Annotated in this window: 13 protein-coding genes; 3 read left to right on the plus strand and 10 right to left on the minus strand. The window is 69.3% G+C overall.

Going from position 1 to position 17028, the window contains the following annotated elements; translation table 11 throughout:
- Positions 1 to 434 precede the first annotated feature (434 nt).
- Positions 435 to 1460 (plus strand): Hsp33 family molecular chaperone, encoded by a 1026-nt coding sequence (locus MKK67_RS28105; protein WP_243971749.1) that lies wholly within the window; start codon positions 435 to 437, stop codon positions 1458 to 1460.
- A 241-nt stretch (positions 1461 to 1701) separates the two neighbouring features.
- Here MKK67_RS28105 and speG read toward each other — a convergent pair whose 3' ends face one another.
- From speG to apaG, 3 genes are read right to left on the minus strand one after another with little or no spacing between them, the layout of a single operon-like run.
- A complete protein-coding gene (gene speG / locus MKK67_RS28110) occupies positions 1702 to 2250 on the minus strand; it encodes a spermidine N1-acetyltransferase (RefSeq protein WP_313899049.1) in 549 nt (182 codons plus the stop codon).
- A gap of 14 nt (positions 2251 to 2264) precedes the next feature.
- Positions 2265 to 3434: an acetylornithine deacetylase gene (argE, locus tag MKK67_RS28115; protein ID WP_243971753.1), complete on the minus strand. Its 1170-nt coding sequence runs from the start codon at positions 3432 to 3434 to the stop codon at positions 2265 to 2267.
- A 35-nt stretch (positions 3435 to 3469) separates the two neighbouring features.
- Complete coding sequence (gene apaG, locus MKK67_RS28120) at positions 3470 to 3862, minus strand: Co2+/Mg2+ efflux protein ApaG (protein WP_007562424.1); 393 nt, start codon at positions 3860 to 3862, stop codon at positions 3470 to 3472.
- 262 nt (positions 3863 to 4124) lie between these two features.
- Between apaG and MKK67_RS28125 the strand changes: the two genes are divergently transcribed.
- Together MKK67_RS28125 and MKK67_RS28130 are read left to right on the plus strand one after the other, a co-directional pair.
- The gene (locus tag MKK67_RS28125) at positions 4125 to 5279 is read left to right on the plus strand and encodes a 2'-deoxycytidine 5'-triphosphate deaminase (RefSeq protein ID WP_243971755.1); all 1155 of its coding nucleotides are present in this window, start codon (positions 4125 to 4127) and stop codon (positions 5277 to 5279) included.
- 38 nt (positions 5280 to 5317) lie between these two features.
- On the plus strand, positions 5318 to 5779 hold the full coding sequence (locus MKK67_RS28130; protein WP_243971757.1) for an Lrp/AsnC family transcriptional regulator: 462 nt from the start codon (positions 5318 to 5320) through the stop codon (positions 5777 to 5779).
- 135 nt (positions 5780 to 5914) lie between these two features.
- Here the strand turns inward: MKK67_RS28130 and MKK67_RS28135 are convergent, their stop codons facing one another.
- From MKK67_RS28135 to MKK67_RS28165, 7 genes are all read right to left on the minus strand, one after another.
- Positions 5915 to 6436 (minus strand): cysteine dioxygenase family protein, encoded by a 522-nt coding sequence (locus MKK67_RS28135; RefSeq protein WP_243971759.1) that lies wholly within the window; start codon positions 6434 to 6436, stop codon positions 5915 to 5917.
- A gap of 390 nt (positions 6437 to 6826) precedes the next feature.
- On the minus strand, positions 6827 to 7894 hold the full coding sequence (locus MKK67_RS28140) for an HD-GYP domain-containing protein (protein WP_243971761.1): 1068 nt from the start codon (positions 7892 to 7894) through the stop codon (positions 6827 to 6829).
- A gap of 114 nt (positions 7895 to 8008) precedes the next feature.
- Positions 8009 to 8734 carry a 6-phosphogluconolactonase gene (pgl, locus tag MKK67_RS28145; RefSeq protein ID WP_243971763.1) on the minus strand — a complete coding sequence of 242 codons (726 nt, stop codon included), beginning with the start codon at positions 8732 to 8734 and terminating at the stop codon, positions 8009 to 8011.
- Between the two features lie 10 nt (positions 8735 to 8744).
- A complete protein-coding gene (gene gnd / locus MKK67_RS28150) occupies positions 8745 to 9725 on the minus strand; it encodes a phosphogluconate dehydrogenase (NAD(+)-dependent, decarboxylating) (protein ID WP_243971959.1) in 981 nt (326 codons plus the stop codon).
- A 273-nt stretch (positions 9726 to 9998) separates the two neighbouring features.
- The gene (locus MKK67_RS28155; RefSeq protein WP_243971765.1) at positions 9999 to 12845 is read right to left on the minus strand and encodes a bifunctional transaldolase/phosoglucose isomerase; all 2847 of its coding nucleotides are present in this window, start codon (positions 12843 to 12845) and stop codon (positions 9999 to 10001) included.
- A 161-nt stretch (positions 12846 to 13006) separates the two neighbouring features.
- Positions 13007 to 15082, minus strand: coding sequence for a transketolase (gene tkt, locus MKK67_RS28160; protein ID WP_243971767.1), 2076 nt, complete (start codon positions 15080 to 15082; stop codon positions 13007 to 13009).
- Positions 15079 to 17007 carry a glycoside hydrolase family 15 protein gene (locus MKK67_RS28165; protein ID WP_279601880.1) on the minus strand — a complete coding sequence of 643 codons (1929 nt, stop codon included), beginning with the start codon at positions 17005 to 17007 and terminating at the stop codon, positions 15079 to 15081. Before MKK67_RS28165 ends, tkt begins: the two co-directional genes overlap by 4 nt.
- Positions 17008 to 17028 lie beyond the last annotated feature (21 nt).

A 17028-nucleotide genomic window follows, 5' to 3' on the forward strand; every position in this document is an offset into this window, starting at 1 on the left:
GATTTTGGCGTTTTGCCTGGGCGCGGGCGAGTCCTGATCCCGGGCTCGCGCTTTTCTGGACTGCGCCCCATATAGGCGGCGGCGGGCCACTTCTGTGGCCGGCTTTGCGCGCCCTCTCCCTCCCCCCTCTGCGGGGGAGGGTGGCCCCTGCGTTAGCAGGGGTCGGGAGAGGGGAGCGACGCTTCCGGATCGGTCCCGACGGGCGACACATCCTGAACCGTCGCGCTGCCCCTCTTGCGGGACTTCGTCCCGGCCCGACCCCCTTCGGGGGCCACCCTCTCCCGCAGAGGGGGGAGGGAAGGCGCGTAGCATCTCCGGGCTAGGTTTCCTTTCCAGCCGGGGATGATCCGGAAACCGATGCGAGACCACCCTGTCCGAGCGAGCAAGGGCAGAAGCGGCCGCCGCGGGAACCGGACCTATCGATCGGAGCGGGCATGACCTCAGGACCAGAGTCGCAATCCCAGTCGCAGGCGGTCGGCAACGGCCATGACGGTGCGGACGATGCCGTGCTGCCCTTCGCCGTCGAGGCCCTCGACGTGCGTGGGCGCCTGGTCCGGCTCGGCCCCTCGGTGGACACGATCCTGCGCCGTCACGGCTATCCGGATGCCGTCGCCCGGCTGCTGGGCGAGGCCGCGGCGCTCACGGTGCTGCTCGGCTCGTCGCTGAAGTTCGAGGGCCGCTTCCAGCTCCAGACCAAGACCGACGGCCCGGTGGCGATGATCGTGGTCGATTTCGAGGCGCCGGATCGCCTGCGCGCCACCGCCCGGTTCGACGCGGAGCGGGTCGCGGCGCTCGGCGAGCGCCCGCTGAAGGATGCCGACCTGATCGGCGCCGGCCACCTCGCCATGACCATCGACCAGGGCTCAGCGGCCAGCCGCTACCAGGGCGTCGTCGCCCTCGAAGGCCAGAGCCTGGAGGAGGCCGCGCACCAGTATTTCCGCCAGTCCGAGCAGATCCCCACGCAGGTGCGCCTCGCGGTCGCCGAAGCGGTGGAAGAGGGCACGGGCCGTTGGCGCGCCGGAGGCCTGATCGTGCAGTTCCTGCCGCAATCGATCGACCGGGCCCGCCTCGCTGACCTGCCGCCCGGCGACATCCCGGAAGGCCACACCCACCTGTCCGGACAGGCGGTCGAGGACGATGCCTGGGTCGAGGCGCGGTCGCTGGTCGGCACCGTGGAGGATCACGAGCTGGTCGATCCGAGCGTATCGAGCGAGCGCCTGCTCTACCGGCTGTTCCACGAGCGCGGCGTGCGGGTGTTCGACCGCCAGCCGGTGCACGAGGCCTGCCGCTGCTCGCGGGAGCGGGTGATGGGCATGATCCGCTCGTTCTCGCCGCAGGAGCGTCGCGACATCGTCGCGGATGACGGCCGCATCGTCATCACCTGCGAATTCTGCTCCCGGCGCTACGATCTCGACCCGCAGGAGGTCGAGGCCGAGATCGGCGCGCAGCCGAACCAGTAGAGTTTCGGCCGATGGCGCCGATCGACCCGTCGATCGGCCTTCCCAATCACACCCTCATCCTGAGGTGACCGCGCAAGCGGGCCTCGAAGGAGCCCTCCAGAAGCCTCAGGGCGTCCTAGAGCCCTCCTTCGACGCCTTCGCTACGCTTCGGCACCTCAGGATGAGGGGAAGATCTGGATTGCACGGGCATCGTGAGCAAGGACGATGACGCCCGCGGCACCTTCTTTACCGGGAAAACCCATCACACCTTCAGCACCGGCTCGGCGATATCGCCGCCGCCGCGGGCCTTCAGATATTCCGGCTGGAACAGGCACATCCGCACGGCGTCGCGATAGCGGCCGTTCACGAAGAACTCGTCCTTCAGGACGCCCTCGGGGTGGAAGCCGCAGCGCTCGTAGATGCGCACCGCCCGGGCATTGTCCCGGTCCACGTGCAGGTACAGCTTGTGGATGTTGAGGACGCTGAAGGCGTAATCCATGGCGATCCGGGTCGCCTGCCAGGCATAGCCGCGGCCCTGGAAGTTCGGGTGGATCGCGATCTGGAATTCGCAGCGCCGGTGCAGGTGGTTGATCTCGACGAGCTCGATCAGCCCAGCGGGCTCGCCGCTCGGGTCGGCGACGATGAAGCGGCGCTCGGTCTGGTTGTGGATGTTGCGCTCGTAGAGCTGCTGCAGCTCGGCGAAGGACTCGTAGGCCTCCTCGAACCAGTAGCGCATGATGCTGTCGTTGTTGTTCAGCTGGTGGACGAAGCGCAGGTCCTCGCGTTCGAGCGGGCGCAGCTTGATGGTGATGCCGATGAGCGCGTTCATGACGCGTAAGCCTCGATCAGGGCCCTCAGGAACCGCTCGCCCTTGCCGAGCGCGTCGAGGGTGATGAATTCGTCGGGTTGGTGGGCCTGGGCAATGTCGCCGGGTCCGCACACGACGGTCGGGATCCCGGCCTGCTGGAAGCGCCCGGCCTCGGTGGCGTAGGGCACCGCGATGGTCCGGTTGCGCCCGGCAAGCCGCAGGCACAGCAATTCGGCCTCGGAGCCGGGTTCGGGTGCGAGCCCCGGAATGTCGACCTCCTCGATCGTCTCGATTCGCCCGTAATCACCGTAGCGGTTCAGGCGCTCGCGCGTCACCCGCTCGACCTCCTCGGCGAACAGGCGCGGGATCTCGCCCGGGTCGAGGTCCGGCAGGCCGCGATACTCCCAGTGGAAGCGGCACTCCTTGGCGAGGATGTTGCGCGCCGTGCCGCCGTGGATCGTCCCGACATGGACCGTGGTGGCGGCCGGGTCGAACCGCCCCGACGCGTCGCCGCGCTCGATCATCCGGTCGGCGATCCGGCTGAGGCCGGCGACCAGCTCGCAGGCCGCCGCCACCGCGTTGGCCCCGAGGGCCGGCCGGGCGGAATGGGCCTCGCGGCCGTGCACGATGGTCAGGCAGGTAACGATGCTCTTATGCGCGTCCGCCACCTCCATCCCGGTCGGCTCGCCGACGATCACCGCGCCGGGGCGCGGCAGGTCCGCGCCGAACCGGGTGATCGCATCCATGGAGCCGAGGCAGGTGGTCTCCTCGTCGTAGGAGAGCAGAATGTGGATCGGCCGCTTAAGATCGGCGGCCAGCATGTCGGGCACCAGGGCCAGCGCCAGGGCGTCGAAGGCCTTCATGTCGACCGCGCCGCGGCCATAGGCCCGGCCGTCGGCGACCCGCAGGGTGAACGGATCGCTGGTCCAGGCCTGGCCCGCCACCGGGACCACGTCGGTATGGCCGGAGAGGACGACACCGCCCTCGACCATCGGGCCGACCGTGGCGAACAGGGCCGCCTTGTCGCCGGCCGCGTTCGGCAAACGCAGATAGGGGACGCCCCAGCCGTCGAGATAGGCGCAGACGGAGTCGATGAGGGCGAGGTTCGACTTGTCGCTCTCGGTATCGAACGACACGAGGCGGGCGAGCATGTCGAGCGGGCTGAGCCGCTCGCCGTTCCCAGACATGGATCCCTCCGGAGCGAGGCCCCGGCGCCGGGACCTCAGTGCAGGCTGCGGCGGACATGGGGGCTGTCGAGGGAGAAGGCGGGAATCTCGGCCTCGAAGCTCTCGCCGGCCACCGTCGCCATGGTGTAGCTGCCGGCCATCAGGCCATCGGGCGTGTTAAGCGGGCAGCCGCTGGTGTAGCAGAAGGACTCGCCCGGCTCCAGCACGGGCTGCTTGCCGACCACACCCGTCCCCCGCACTTCCTGGCAGGCGCCGTGGCCGTCGATGATCCGCCAGTGGCGGGAGCGCAACTGCACCTGCTCGCTGCCGGTGTTCACGATCTCGACCGTATAGGCGAAGAAATAGCGGCTCTCGTTCGGGGAGGATTCCTCCTCGACGAAGCGGGGCTGAACGGTCACTCGAATTCCCCGCGTCTCGGCCTTGTACATCGCCCTATTAGGCCCTTCTTCGAACGGTGCGATTCGATGAAGACGAATTGAACGCGCTTCACTCGCGGTGGTAGTGGGCGGTGAAATCGGCGTCAATTGCGGCGGACTACCTCGCGCGGATGATGTCGCAGGCCTATCGGACCGTGGCGGGAAGCGGCACTGGACGGCCCGCGCTCTCGGTTAAGCCGGCATTAGCCAGTCCCAGCGGAGAACGTGTAGGAACGCGGATCCACCCGGAGGCGCGCGAAGGAGTCGATGCGCGATGAACGCGGGCGCAGGCACGGATGCCGCAGATTCGCAGGCCGCCAAGTCGGGCGACGCCGATTCGAGCGCCGGGACCCGCTCCGGCATCCTGCCGGCCGAGGCGATCGCCGCGCTGGCCCAGGCGGGCGGCATACGCGTGGCCGAGGCCTTCGCGGGCGACCAGATCCAGCCCGCGAGCCTCGATCTGCGCCTCGGCGCCACCGCCTACCGAGTCCGTACCAGTTTCCTGCCGGGCGCGAGCCGCACGGTCCAGGCCTGCGTCGAGCGCCTGTCGCTGCATCGGATCGACCTGCGCCCCGGCGCGGTGCTGGAGACCGGCTGCGTCTACATCGCCGAACTGCAGGAGAGCCTGGCGCTGCCGGGCAACTTGGCGGCCGCAGCCAATCCAAAAAGCTCCACCGGCCGCATCGACGTGTTCACCCGGGTGATCACAGACCGGGGCGAAGCGTTCGACCAGGTCGAGCCCGGCTATACCGGGCCGCTCTACGCCGAGATCTCGCCGCGCACCTTTCCGGTGCTGGTCCGGACCGGCTCGCGCCTGTCGCAGATCCGCTTCCGCCAGGGGTCACCGCGGCTGACCGAGGCGGAACTCGGCCAATTGCACCTGCGCGCGCCGCTGGTCGATTCCGACGCCCCGTCTTTCCACGGCGGCGTCGCGGTGTCGGTGGACCTGTCCGGGTTCGACGGGCTGATCGGCTACCGGGCCAAGCGCCATACTGGCCTCGTCGATGTCGACGCCCCGGGGCGCCACCGGGCGGTGGATTTCTGGGAGCCCCTGGCGGCGGACGGATCGGGCGCCCTGATCCTCGATCCCGGCCAGTTCTACATCCTGGCGTCCAAGGAATCGGTGCAGGTCCCCCCGGACCACGCCGCCGAGATGGTGCCGTTCGATCCCCTGGTCGGCGAATTCCGGGTCCATTACGCCGGGTTCTTCGACCCCGGCTTCGGCCATGCCGGGGCCGGCGGCGCGGGCGCCCGCGCGGTGCTCGAAGTCCGCTCCCGCGACGTGCCGTTCCTGCTGGAGGACGGCCAGATCGTCGGCCGGCTGGTCTACGAGCGGATGCTGGCGGTGCCCAAAACCCTCTATGGCGCGGGGGCCGGCTCGAACTATCAGGCCCAGGGGTTGAAGCTCTCGAAGCACTTCTTCCTGTAGACCCGTCAGCCCGGACCCCGCGCGGGAGCAGCTTTCGCATGGACGCGGTGGACCGAAAAATCCTGGACGTCCTCCAGCAGGACGCGACGCTGCCGGTCGCCGAGCTGGCCGAGCGGGTCGGCGTCAGCGCCGCCCCGTGCTGGCGCCGGGTCAAGAACCTGGAAGCCTCAGGCGTGATCCGCGGCCGGGTCGCCCTCGTGGACCGGCGCAAGGTCAACGTCCCGACCACGGTGTTCGTAGCGGTGAAGGCGCCCCGCCACGCGGCCGACTGGTCCGACGCGTTCCGCCGGGTGGTCGCCGGCTTCCCGGAGATCGTCGAGGCCTGGCGGCTCACCGGCGAAATCGACTACCTGCTGCGCATCGTCGTGCCCGACATCGAGACCTACGACGCCGTCTACCAGCGGCTCATCGCCAAGCTCGAATTCTCGAACCTGTCCTCCTCCATCGCCATGGAGGAGATGAAGTACACGACCGCCGTGCCGACCATTTATATGGAGTGACGGTTTCGGGTCGGGCGGCCCCCTCCACCGTCATTGCGAGCGCAGCGAAGCAACCCAGTGTCGCGCACGGTCTCAGAACGCTGGCGTTTCCCTAGGTTGCTTCGCTCCGCTCGCAATGACGGCGTGGGTGTCACATCACCCCGCCGCGACCTCATAGGTGCGGTGGACCGAAGAAGCCTGCGCCCGGTGGTCGTAGCCGTAGACGTGGATCGAGATCGCCGGGTCCGGACCGTCATTGGCGATCCGGTGCAGGTTCGGCCCCGAGGGCATCATGCAGGCCACGTAGCCGGGTACCCGGACCACATCCAGGGTCGCGACCGCATGCGTGTCGCTGATCGGGCGATACCAGGTCTCGCGCAGGCTGCCGCTGAGCAGCCCGAAGCAGCAGGAACAGTGGTGATCGTGCACGGGCGTCACCGCACCGGGGCTCCACACCATGGCCCAGACGCTGAGCGCCCGGGTGCCGAACAGCAGATTGCGGCCGAGGCCCTCCGGCGGCGCGACGAGCCGCGTCGGGTCCAGCAAGTCCGGCCGCGCCAGGATCTTCAGCAGGGTCGCCCGGGCTGAAGCGAGATAGGCGTCCGGGGAGCGCCGGGCCGAGAGCGCGAGATCCGCCAACATCGCCTCGACTTCGGCTGGATGGGTCAGCGGGGTCATGCGCACTCTCCTCAAAGGCCCTCCGTCAGGCTGCGTGAAGCCTAGCGCGGAGGGGCCGGAGACGGGTTGCGAAGATCGTGGTCGGATGGCCTGCCTGAGCAATTGGATTGCGCGGAAGGGCGAAAGGTAGAAATGTCATTTCAACCTCACCGGAAGATGTGCAGTGAGTTCGCGCGTCGGCCTGATGTAGCGCAATGAGACCAGCGCGCGTCTCATGCGATTTTTGGTCGATCCGTGCGCAGCTCAACCCCGTCATTGCGAGCGCAGCGAAGCAACCCAGGGAAACGCCACATTCGGAGATCGCGCGCTGCCCTGGGTTGCTTCGCTGCGCTCGCAATGACGGCGCGGGGTGGAGGGGCCGGATCGTGCTTCGGCACCCGCAAGCGCCGGTCAGGACCCGGCGACGGAGCGCTCGAAGGCGCGCACCAGAGTCCTGTCGAGCTTGCCGTCCATGCCGTGCAGGATCGCCATGGCTGCGGCGGCCGGCATCGGGGCGCGGTAGGGGCGACGCTCGACCAGGGCCGCGTAGACGTCGCAGACGGTGATCAGGCGGACGATGTCGTCGATGGCGTCCCCGGCGAGGCCGTCCGGGTAGCCGGAGCCGTCGAGCAATTCGTGGTGGTGGCGCACCACCTTGAGCACGGCGTCGTCGAAGCCGCCGGCCTGGACCAGGATCTGGTGCCCGAGGGCGGCATGCGTGCGCATCACCGCCCGCTCGGCCGGGTCGAGGGGGCCGGCCTTGTTCAGGATCGCCAGCGGGATCCTGGCCTTGCCGACATCGTGGACCAGGGCGGCGCGCACGAGCTGCTGACGGTCGGCCGGCGAGAAGCCGAGGTCGATCGCGAAGGTCGCGGCGAGGCCCGCCACCAACAGGCAATGCTGATAGGTGGCGTCGTCGTAGGCGCGCACCGTGTCGAGCCAAGCGGTCAGCCCGCCTTGGCCGATCGCCCCGAGGATCGGCTCCAGGCCGTCATTGACCAGGGCGGCATCGACGCTGCCCGTATCCCGCGCGGCATCGAGCAGGTTGGCGATGACCGCGCCGGCCTTGTCGGCGGCCTGGACGACCAGCGGAGACTTACTGCGCGCGCCGGGCTTGGGGACGTCCGAGACGGGTGAGAGCTGCGCCCGAAGGGCCTCGACCACGGTTCCGACCGGCGTGTCCTCGGGCAGGCAGAGCCGCGCCCCGAGCCCGCGCGCCGCCGACAGGCTGCGGGTGCCCATGCTGCGCATCAGGAAGATCCGCGGCAGGGCCGGGGAATCGGCGATCAGCGTCCGCAGGCCGACGAGCGGGGAGGGCTGCAGCAGGTCGAGATCGACGACCAGGGCGCGGCATGGACTGGAGGGCGCTGCCGCGGCGGCGTCCAGCACCGTGCAGGGGGCGACCTGTTGCAGCGCCAGCAGCAGATCGGCGCGGCGGGCAGCCTGATCGGTGTAGAGGACGACGGTGCCCGCGCGCATCTGGCCCTTCGTGGCATGGAACCGCCGCCGCGACGCGATCGGATCCGGACCACGCAGCAGGCAACCCCATCTAGCGCGACCGTCTTGCCAGACCGTAACGGCCCGCGCAGGCCTTCAACCGGCGGCGGCCGCGTCGAGCAGCCAGGCTACGTCACCGACACTGGTGACCCGGCCCGCGGGCAGATCCTCCCCGGCGGCGAGCCGGGCCAGGGGTTCGCGCTTGCCGGCGCCGGTGACCAGGAACAGCACGTGCCGCGAGGAGGCCAGGGCCGGGAGCGTCAGGCTGATACGCGGCACGAACGGCGCCAGGCCAGCTTCGGGCACGGGCGCGACCAGGCGCGCGGTCTCCTCGACCGCCGGCTTGCCGGGGAACAGGGAGGCCGTGTGGCCGTCCTCGCCGAGGCCGAGCAGGACCAGATCGAACAGCGGTCGGGCCGGATCGAGGGTTTCGGCCCCGTAGAAGTCGAGGAGGGTTCGCTCGTAGGCCCGAACCCCGATCTCGGCGCCCTCGTCGGAGGGGATGAAGTGCAGGTGCGTCGATGGGATCCGGGACCCGTGCCCGAACGCCTCGCGCACCATCCGGACGTTGCTGCGCTCATCGTCCCAGGGGACCACCCGGTCGTCGCCGAAGAACCAGTTAATCCGCTCCCACGGCACCCGGGCGGCATAGTCCGGGCCGGCGAGGAGGCCGTAGAGCACTTTTGGGGTCGAGCCGCCGGACAGGCAGATCGCGATCCGCTCGGCCTCGGTCTCGCCGCAGGCCACGATCAGCCGCTCGGCCGCCTCGCGGGCGACCGCCTGCGGGTCGGGCAGGACATGGGTACCGGTCGGAAGGCTCATCGGCCTTTCCTCACGACTTCTTCGGTTCCTGGTGGCCGCCGAAGCCCTTGCGCATGGCCGAGAGCAGCTTGTCGGCGTAGCTCTCCTGCTCGCGGGAGCGGAAGCGGCGATACAGGGCGTTGGACAGGACGGTGGCCGGCACGCTCTCCTCGATGGCGGCGTTGATGGTCCAACGGCCCTCGCCGGAATCCTCGACGTAGCCGGAGAAATCCTGAAGGTTCTCGTCGCCGGCGAGCGCCTGGGCGGTCAGGTCGAGGAGCCAGGAGGAGACGACGCTGCCCCGCCGCCAGACCTCGGCGATGTCGCCCATGTTCAGGTCGAAGCGGCGCTCGGCCGGGAGCGCCTCCGAGTTGGCGTGCTTCAGGATGTCGAAGCCCTCGGCATAGGCCTGCATCAGGCCGTACTCGATGCCGTTATGGACCATCTTGACGAAGTGGCCGGCGCCGGTCGGGCCGGCATGGATGTAGCCCTGCTCGGCGCGGGGATCGCGACCCTCGCGGTTGGGGGTCTTGGGGATGTCGCCGACGCCCGGCGCCAGGGTCTTGAAGATCGGGTCGAGGCGGTCGACGGTCTCCTTGTCGCCGCCGATCATCATGCAATAGCCGCGCTCCAGCCCCCAGACGCCGCCCGAGGTGCCGACATCGACGTAGTGCAGGCCCTTGGCCTTCAGCTCGATGCCCCGGCGCACGTCGTCGCCGTAGAACGAGTTGCCGCCGTCGATGACGCAGTCGCCGGACTGCATCAGGCCGGCCAGCGCCTTGACCGCCTCCTCGGTGATCGCGCCCGCCGGCAGCATCACCCAGGCCGTGCGCGGCACTTCGAGCTTGGAGACCAGATCCTCCAGGCTCGACGCGCCGACCGCGCCGGCTTCCACCAGCCCGGCCACCGCCTCCGGGTTCTGGTCGAACACCACGGCCGTGTGCCCGTCGCGCAGGAGCCGCCGGACGATGTTGCCGCCCATCCGGCCGAGGCCGATCATGCCGAGTTGCATTGCTGCCATCCCTTACCGATCGCCCCCGCGGCGCGGGGTTTGAGTGCTTCGCCGGCTACGCCAACATTGAACAATGTGGCGCACCCTTTTCCCGGACACCTGTAACGCAGTGAAAGGTGACCCGGGACCCAGTGAGAAAAGCGCCGCACAGCGGCTCACATTCGACGCTGGGTTTAGATGTCTCGACGCTTCGCGCGCTCTTGTGCTGGGTCCCGGGTCGCATTCCGCTGACGCTGCATGCTCCCGGGAAAGGGCGGCCAGACCGTCCGCCCTCTAAGCCACCGCCGCCTTGAGCGCCGCCGCGATGCGCTTCAGCCCGGTATCGAGGTCGCCCTTGATGTGAACCCGCAGCGCCCGGCGGCCACGTTCGGCGAGCACCGCGAAGTCGCCTCGGGCCTGCGCCGCCACCACGGTGGCGAAGCCCAGCGCCCGACCGGGGATCGGCAGGTCCTCGGTGGGCTCCGCGGTGATCTGCAGGAACACGCCGGTATTCGGGCCGCCCTTGTAGGCCTGCCCGGTGGAGTGCAGGAACCGCGGCCCGAATTCCAGGCAGGTCGCGACCTTGCGGGCGTCGCGCACGGCGAGCCGCGCCTCCTGCAGGATACCGGCGGCCTTCGCGTCGCGGGGCACGTAGGCGAGGAGCCCAAGATAGTCGCCGTCCTTCAGGCGGGCGACCTGCGCCTTCAGCGCCGCCTCCAGCCCGTCGGTGGCCTGGGGCAGGGCCTCGGCATTCTTCGGGTCGGCGTAGAGGGCGATGGCGTCGTCCGCGAACAGCGGCGTCTCAGCGGGGAGGGCGCCGTTGCGCTCGGCCTCCGAGAACAGCTTCTTCGTCTCGATCTTGCTGGCCTCGACATCGGGCTGGTCGAACGGGTTGATGCCGAGCACTGCGCCCGCCACCGCAGTGGCCATCTCCAGGCGGTAGAATTCCTGCGGCAGTTGCTCGACGGAGTCGAGGGTGATGCGGGCGATCGGATGGCCTTCGCGCTCCAGGGCGCGCAGGGCCTCGTCCTGCGCCTCCTCGGCGTGGCCGTCGAGGCGGAGATAGATGAAGAACCGGTCGCGGCCGTAGACCGCCGGGACGCTCGCCGGCTCGCCATCCACGGGCACCAAGCCCTTGCCCTGCTTGCCGGTGGACTCGGCGATGAGCTGCTCGGCCCAGGCGCCGAAGCTGTCGATGCCCGGCGAGGCGATGACCGTCACCTTGTCGCGGCCGGCGAGACCCGCCGCTCCCATGGCGGTGCCGAGCAGCACGCCCGGGTTCTGGGAGGGGGGCACCACCGGCCCGCAAGAGCGGACCATGATCCGGGCCGTCTCCAGCAGCGCCTTCACGTCGAGCCCTAGGGCCGCGGCCGGCACAAGCCCGAAGGCCGACAGCACCGAGTACCGCCCGCCGATCTGCTTCACGCCATAGAAGATTTTCTTGAATTGATCGGCCTGGGCCGCCCGCTCCATGTCGGAGCCCGGATCGGTCACGGCGACGAAGTGATCGCCCGCCCGGTCGCCCAGCTTTGCCTTCACGCGCCCCAAAAAGTAGTCGCGAAAGACGTTGGGCTCCAGCGTCGAGCCCGACTTGGACGAGACGATGAACAGGGTCCGGCCGAGATCGATGTTCGCCTCCAGGGCGCGCACCTGATCCGGATGGGTCGAGTCGAGGATCTGGAGCTTCGGGAAACCCTCGCGCTGGCCGTAGGTCAGGCTCAGCACCTCGGGGCCGAGGCTGGAGCCGCCCATGCCCAGCACCACGGCATCGGTGAAGCCCTCCTGCTTCACCCAATCGGAGAAGGCGGCGTAGTCGGCGGCCTTCTCCAGCTCTTCCTCGACGATGTGCAGCCAGCCGAGCCAGCTCGCCTCGTCATGGCCGGACCAGACGGTGGCGTCGCCGGCCCAGAGCCGGCGGATCGAACCGCTCGCCCGCCAGGCCTCGACGGTCTTCTTCGCCTCGGCGGCGAGGGTGTCGTCCATGACAAGGCTCTGGCCGTCGAGGCGCTGGCCGAGCAGCGCGGCGCGCTTGCCCGCGACCGCGCCGAGCAGGTTGTCGGCGGCGTCGATGAAGAGCTGCACGCCCTCCTTCACCAGCTGCTCAGCGACAGCCTCGATGTCGATGCCGGCGCGGGCCAGCCGAGCCATGACGGCCTCGGCGCCCGGCACATCCTCCTCGATCGTCGCCCGGACGGTGCCGTGGTCGCGGAACGCGTCCATGGTGGCGGGCGGCATGGTGTTGACGGTGTTCGGCCCGATCAGCTCCTCGACGTAGAGCACGTCGGAATAGGCCTTGTTCTTCACCCCCGTGGAGGCCCAGAGCAGCCGCTGCGCCTTGGCACCTTTCTCGGCCAGGGCCGTCCACTTCGCCTCGGAAAAGATCTTCCGGTAGCGCTGGTAGGCGAGCTTGGCGTTGGCGATCGCGACCTTGCCCTTGAGCTGGCCGAGCGCCGCCTTCTCGTCGGGGTCGTTGGCCTCGGCGATCTTCTCGTCGAGCAGCTTGTCGACCAGCACGTCGATCCGGCTGATGAAGAAGCTCGCGACGCTCGCGATTTTCGACACGTCGTGGCCGGCCTTGGCCCGCTCGTCGAGCCCGTCGACGAAGGCGCGGGCCACCGCCTCGTAGGCCTCCTGCGAGAACAGGAGCGTCACGTTGATGGAGATGCCCTCGGCCGTGAGCCGGCGGATCGCCGGAATGCCCTCGGGGGTGGCGGGCACCTTCACCATCAGGTTGTCGCGGGCGACCGCCTTGTGCAGGCGCCGCGCCTCGTGGAGCGTCGCCTCGGTGTCGAGCGCCAGGTAGGGCGATACTTCGAGGCTGACGTAGCCGTCGGCCCCGTCGCTCGCCTCGTAGACCGGGCGGAGCACGTCGGCGGCGGCCTGGATGTCGGCGATGGCCAAGCCCTCGTAAAGGTCGATGACGCGGCTGTCGCCGGTCTCCTGCACAGCCTTCAGGCTGGCATCGTACTCCTCCGAATGGCCGATCGCCTTCTCGAAGATCGAGGGGTTGGAGGTGACCCCGCGCAGGCCGTCCTCCTCGACGAGGCGCTTCAGCTCACCCTTCTGGATGAAGCCGCGGGCCACGAAGTCCAGCCAAACCGCCTGATCCTGTTCGTCGTGCAGGGCCTTGAGCGCGTTCATGTCGGTTCCTCGTCGACGGTCTGCGAACCGCACCGCTTCCGTCTCTCCTCCCCCTTGTGGGGAGGAGCCGGAGGTGGGGGTCGGTCAGGATGGGGCGCTCCGGTGCCTTCTGCACCACCCCCACCCCTTGCTTCTCCCCACAAGGGGGAGGGGAATAAGCGTTACGTCTTATGCTTGGCGAGCTGCGCCCGCGCGGCTTCCAGCACCTTCTCGGGGGTAAAGCCGAACTTGGTCTGGAGATCCTTGATCGGGGCCGAGGCGCCGAACGTGTCCATGCCGATGACCGTGCCCTCGGTCCCGGCGTAGCGGTCCCAGCCGATGATGCTGCCCTGCTCGACGGTGACCCGCGCCTTGACGGCGGGGGGCAGCACGGAATCCTGGTAGGCTTTGTCCTGGCGCTCGAACAGCTCCCAGGACGGCATCGACACCACTCGCGCCTTCACGCCCTCGGCCTTCAGCGCCTCGTAGGCGCCGACGCAGAGCTGCACTTCCGAGCCGGTGCCGATCAGGATCACCTCCGGGGTGCCGTCGCTGTCGGCCAGGACATAGGCGCCCTTGGCGGTGCCGGCGGCCGCGCCGAACTTGGTGCGGTCAAGGGTCGGCAGCGGCTGGCGCGAGAGCGCCAGCACCGCCGGCTGGTCCTTCAGCGAGAAGATCACCCGGTAGGCCTCGGCGACCTCGTTGGCGTCGGCCGGGCGCAGGGTGACGAGGCCCGGGATGCAGCGCAGCGACAGCAGCTGCTCCACCGGCTGGTGGGTCGGCCCATCCTCGCCCACGCCGATCGAGTCGTGGGTGAAGATGTGGAAGATCGGCAGCTCCATCAGCGAGGCGAGCCGGATCGGCGGGCGCATGTAGTCGGCAAACACCAGGAAGGTGGCGCCGTAGGCCCGCAGGCCGGACAGGCCGAGGCCGTTCACGATCGAGCCCATCGCGTGCTCGCGCACGCCGAAATGCATGTTGCGCCCGCCCGGCGAGAACGGCCCGAACGAGCCGGCCCCCTCGAAGGTGAGGTTCGACTTGTTGGACGGCGCCAGGTCGGCCGAGCCGCCGAGCATGAACGGCACGTGCTGTGCGATCGCGTTGAGCACCTTGCCGGAGGATTCCCGGGTGGCGATGCCCTTGGCGTCGGGCTCGAAGACCGGGATGTCCTTGTCCCAGCCGTCGGGCAGGCGGCCTTCCAGCAGGGCGGCGAGATCCTCGGCGTGGTCGGCATCGGCCGCCCGCGCCTTGGCGAGCAGGCCCTGCCAGGCATCGTAGAGGGCGGCGCCGCGCTGGCCGATGCCATCGCGGAAGTTCTCCTGCACGCCGTCCGGCACCAGGAACTGCGCGTCCTCGGGCCAGCCATAGGCGCGCTTGGCGCCCTTGACCTCGTCCTCGCCGAGCGCGTCCGAGTGCGCCTTCGGGGTGCCCTGCTTCTTCGGGGCGCCGTAGCCGATCACCGACTTCACGACGATCAGGGTTGGCCGGTCGTTGGTGGCGAGGAACGTCTCGAGCGAGCCGGCCAGCGCGTGCAGGTCGTTGGCGTCGGCCACCCGCAGCACCTGCCAGCCATAGGCCAGGAACCGGGTCGCGACCTCTTCGCCGAAGGCGAGTTCGGTGTGGCCCTCGATGGTGACGGTGTTGTCGTCGTAGATCCAGCAGAGGTTGCCGAGCCGCAGATGGCCGGCCAGCGAGGCGGCCTCGGAGGCTACGCCCTCCATCAGGTCGCCGTCCGAGCAGATCGCGTAGACGTTGTAGTCGAACAGCGGCAGCTCGGGCCGGTTGAGTCGCGCGCCAAGGAAGCGGCCGCCGATCGCCATGCCGACCGAGTTGGCGACACCCTGGCCGAGGGGACCGGTCGTGGTCTCGACGCCGGTGGTGAAATGGTACTCGGGGTGCCCCGGGGTCCGGCTGTCGAGCTGCCGGAATTTCTTGATCTCCTCCAGCGTCACCGCCGGCGCGTTGCCGCCATCGCTCTCGGCGACGTTGGCGAGGTGCAGCAGGGCGTAGAGCAGCATCGAGGCGTGGCCGCAGGACAGCACGAAGCGGTCGCGGTTCGGCCAGTGCGGATGGGCCGGATCATAGCGGAGATAGCGATTCCACAGGGTGTAGGCGACCGGGGCCAGGCCCATCGGCGCGCCGGCATGGCCGGAATTGGCCTTCTGCACCGCGTCGATCGCGAGCGTCCGGATGGTGTTGATGCTGAGCGTATCGATCTCAGCGAAGCCCGCCTTGGCGGGAGTGTCAGCGCCGCTCATGATGTCGCGTCTTCCAGTTCGCCTCTTGCGTGCCGCTTGTCGGCTTCACGCTGCCGAAGGACGGCGGGAGGGGCTCCGTTGGCCTTACCACCCTGCCGATCCGCCGGCCCTTCGCCGCGCGTATAGCTGAGCAGCGTGTTGACGAGCGCGACATGGGTGAACGCCTGGGGGAAGTTACCCACAAGCCGCTTGGCTTGCACGTCGTATTCCTCGCTGACGAGGCCGAGATCGGTGCAGATGCCGATCAGGCGCTCGATGATCGCCCGCGCCTCGTCCCGCCTTCCGAGGCCGATCAGGTTGTCCGCGTACCAGAACGTGCAGGGCAGGAAGGCGCCCTCGTTGCCGGACAGGCCGTCGGTGGTCTGGCCCTCGGTCTCGTAGCGGAGGATGAAGCCGTCGCGCATCAGGTCCCGGCCGATCGCCTCGACGGTGCCGACCACCCGGGGATCGTCCTGCGGCAGGAAGCCGGTATGGGCGATGAGCAGCAGGCTCGCGTCCAGCGCCTTCGCCCCATAGGATTGGACGAAGCTGTTGAGCTCGGGGTCGAAGCCCTTGGCGCAGACCTCGGCATGGATCTCGTCGCGCGCCGCGCGCCAGCGCACGGCCTGCTCCTCGGTGGCGCCCGATTCGTGCATCTCGTGCATGCGCAGGGCCCGGTCGAAGGCGACCCAGGCCATCACCTTCGAATGCGTGAAATGGCGCGAGCCGCCGCGCACCTCCCAGATCCCCTCGTCGGGCTTGCGCCAGGCCTTTTCCAGGTGGCCGAGAATCGCCAGCCCGACCCGCAACCCGTCCTTGCTCACCGGTAGGCCGCGGGCATGGGCCTGGTAGAGCGCGTCGAACAGCTCGCCGTAGACATCGATCTGGAACTGCGAGGCCGCAGCGTTGCCGATCCGCACGGGCTTCGAGTTCTCGTAGCCGGGCAGCCAGTCGAGTTCGATCTCGGGCAGCAGGCGCTCGCCGCCGATGCCGTAGAGGATATGCGCCTGTTCCGGGTTGCCGGCCACCGCCCGCAGCAGCCAGCCGAGCCAGTTGCGCGCCTCGTCGATATAGCCGCCATCCATCAGGGCGATCAGCGTCAGCGTGGAGTCGCGCAGCCAACAGAAGCGGTAATCCCAGTTGCGCTCGCCGCCGAGGCCCTCGGGCAGGGACGCGGTCGGCGCGGCGACGATGCCGCCGGTGGGCTCGTAGATCAGCGCCTTGAGGGTCAGGAGCGAGCGCTGCAGCATCCGGTCCCAGGCCGTGCCGCCGGCGCAGCGCTCGGACCATTCGCGCCAAGCCTGATCGGTTGTCTCAAGGCTCCTGCGCGGCTCGATCGGGGTCGGATCGTCCTCGTGGGACGGGCCGTAGCTCAGCACGAAGCGATGGCGCTCGCCGGCATGGACGGTGAACTCGGAGACGGTGGTCTGCGTCTCAGACCCCTTCAGGTGGACATCGGTGCGCAGCACGACCTTGTGCGGGCCGGAGACGGCGCGCAGGTCCCCCAGCTCCGAGCGCGAGACCCACGGCACCGCGGAGCCGTAATCGAACCGCACCGCCATCTCCATGCGCATGGCGACGCGGCCGTGCACGCCCTCGACCAGGCGCACTAGGTGGGAGCCGTCGCCGACCGGCATGAAATCGGTGACCAGGACCTCGCCAAGCCGGGTCTTGTGCCGGGTCTCCAGCACGAGGCTGCCGGGACGATAGGCCCAGCTGGTCTCGACATGCTCGGCCTCGGGAAAGATCTTCCAGAAGCCGTGCGCCTCGGTGCCGAGCAGGCTCGTGAACAGGGCGGCGGCGTCGAAGCGCGGCCAGCACAGCCAGTCGACGCTGCCCTGCCGGCTGATCAGCGCGGCACTGCGGCAATCCCCGACGAGTGCATAATCCTCGATGCGTGCAGCCATCCGGCCTCCGCTCCAGCGCGAAGCCGGGTCCCCGACCATCCGCTGCAACGCACCTAGGAC

The organism is Methylobacterium sp. J-072 (assembly GCF_022829425.1).
In the GTDB taxonomy this organism is placed as follows: domain Bacteria; phylum Pseudomonadota; class Alphaproteobacteria; order Rhizobiales; family Beijerinckiaceae; genus Methylobacterium.

Coding starts and splice junctions, on each gene's coding strand:
- MKK67_RS28105 (WP_243971749.1), top strand. CDS start 435: ATGACCTCAGGACCAGAGTCGCAATCCCAGTCGCAGGCGGTCGGCAAC.
- argE (WP_243971753.1), bottom strand. CDS start 3,434: ATGTCTGGGAACGGCGAGCGGCTCAGCCCGCTCGACATGCTCGCCCGC.
- apaG (WP_007562424.1), bottom strand. CDS start 3,862: ATGTACAAGGCCGAGACGCGGGGAATTCGAGTGACCGTTCAGCCCCGC.
- MKK67_RS28125 (WP_243971755.1), top strand. CDS start 4,125: ATGAACGCGGGCGCAGGCACGGATGCCGCAGATTCGCAGGCCGCCAAG.
- MKK67_RS28130 (WP_243971757.1), top strand. CDS start 5,318: ATGGACGCGGTGGACCGAAAAATCCTGGACGTCCTCCAGCAGGACGCG.
- MKK67_RS28135 (WP_243971759.1), bottom strand. CDS start 6,436: ATGACCCCGCTGACCCATCCAGCCGAAGTCGAGGCGATGTTGGCGGAT.
- MKK67_RS28140 (WP_243971761.1), bottom strand. CDS start 7,894: ATGCGCGCGGGCACCGTCGTCCTCTACACCGATCAGGCTGCCCGCCGC.
- pgl (WP_243971763.1), bottom strand. CDS start 8,734: ATGAGCCTTCCGACCGGTACCCATGTCCTGCCCGACCCGCAGGCGGTC.
- gnd (WP_243971959.1), bottom strand. CDS start 9,725: ATGCAACTCGGCATGATCGGCCTCGGCCGGATGGGCGGCAACATCGTC.
- MKK67_RS28155 (WP_243971765.1), bottom strand. CDS start 12,845: ATGAACGCGCTCAAGGCCCTGCACGACGAACAGGATCAGGCGGTTTGG.
- tkt (WP_243971767.1), bottom strand. CDS start 15,082: ATGAGCGGCGCTGACACTCCCGCCAAGGCGGGCTTCGCTGAGATCGAT.
- MKK67_RS28165 (WP_279601880.1), bottom strand. CDS start 17,007: ATGGTCGGGGACCCGGCTTCGCGCTGGAGCGGAGGCCGGATGGCTGCA.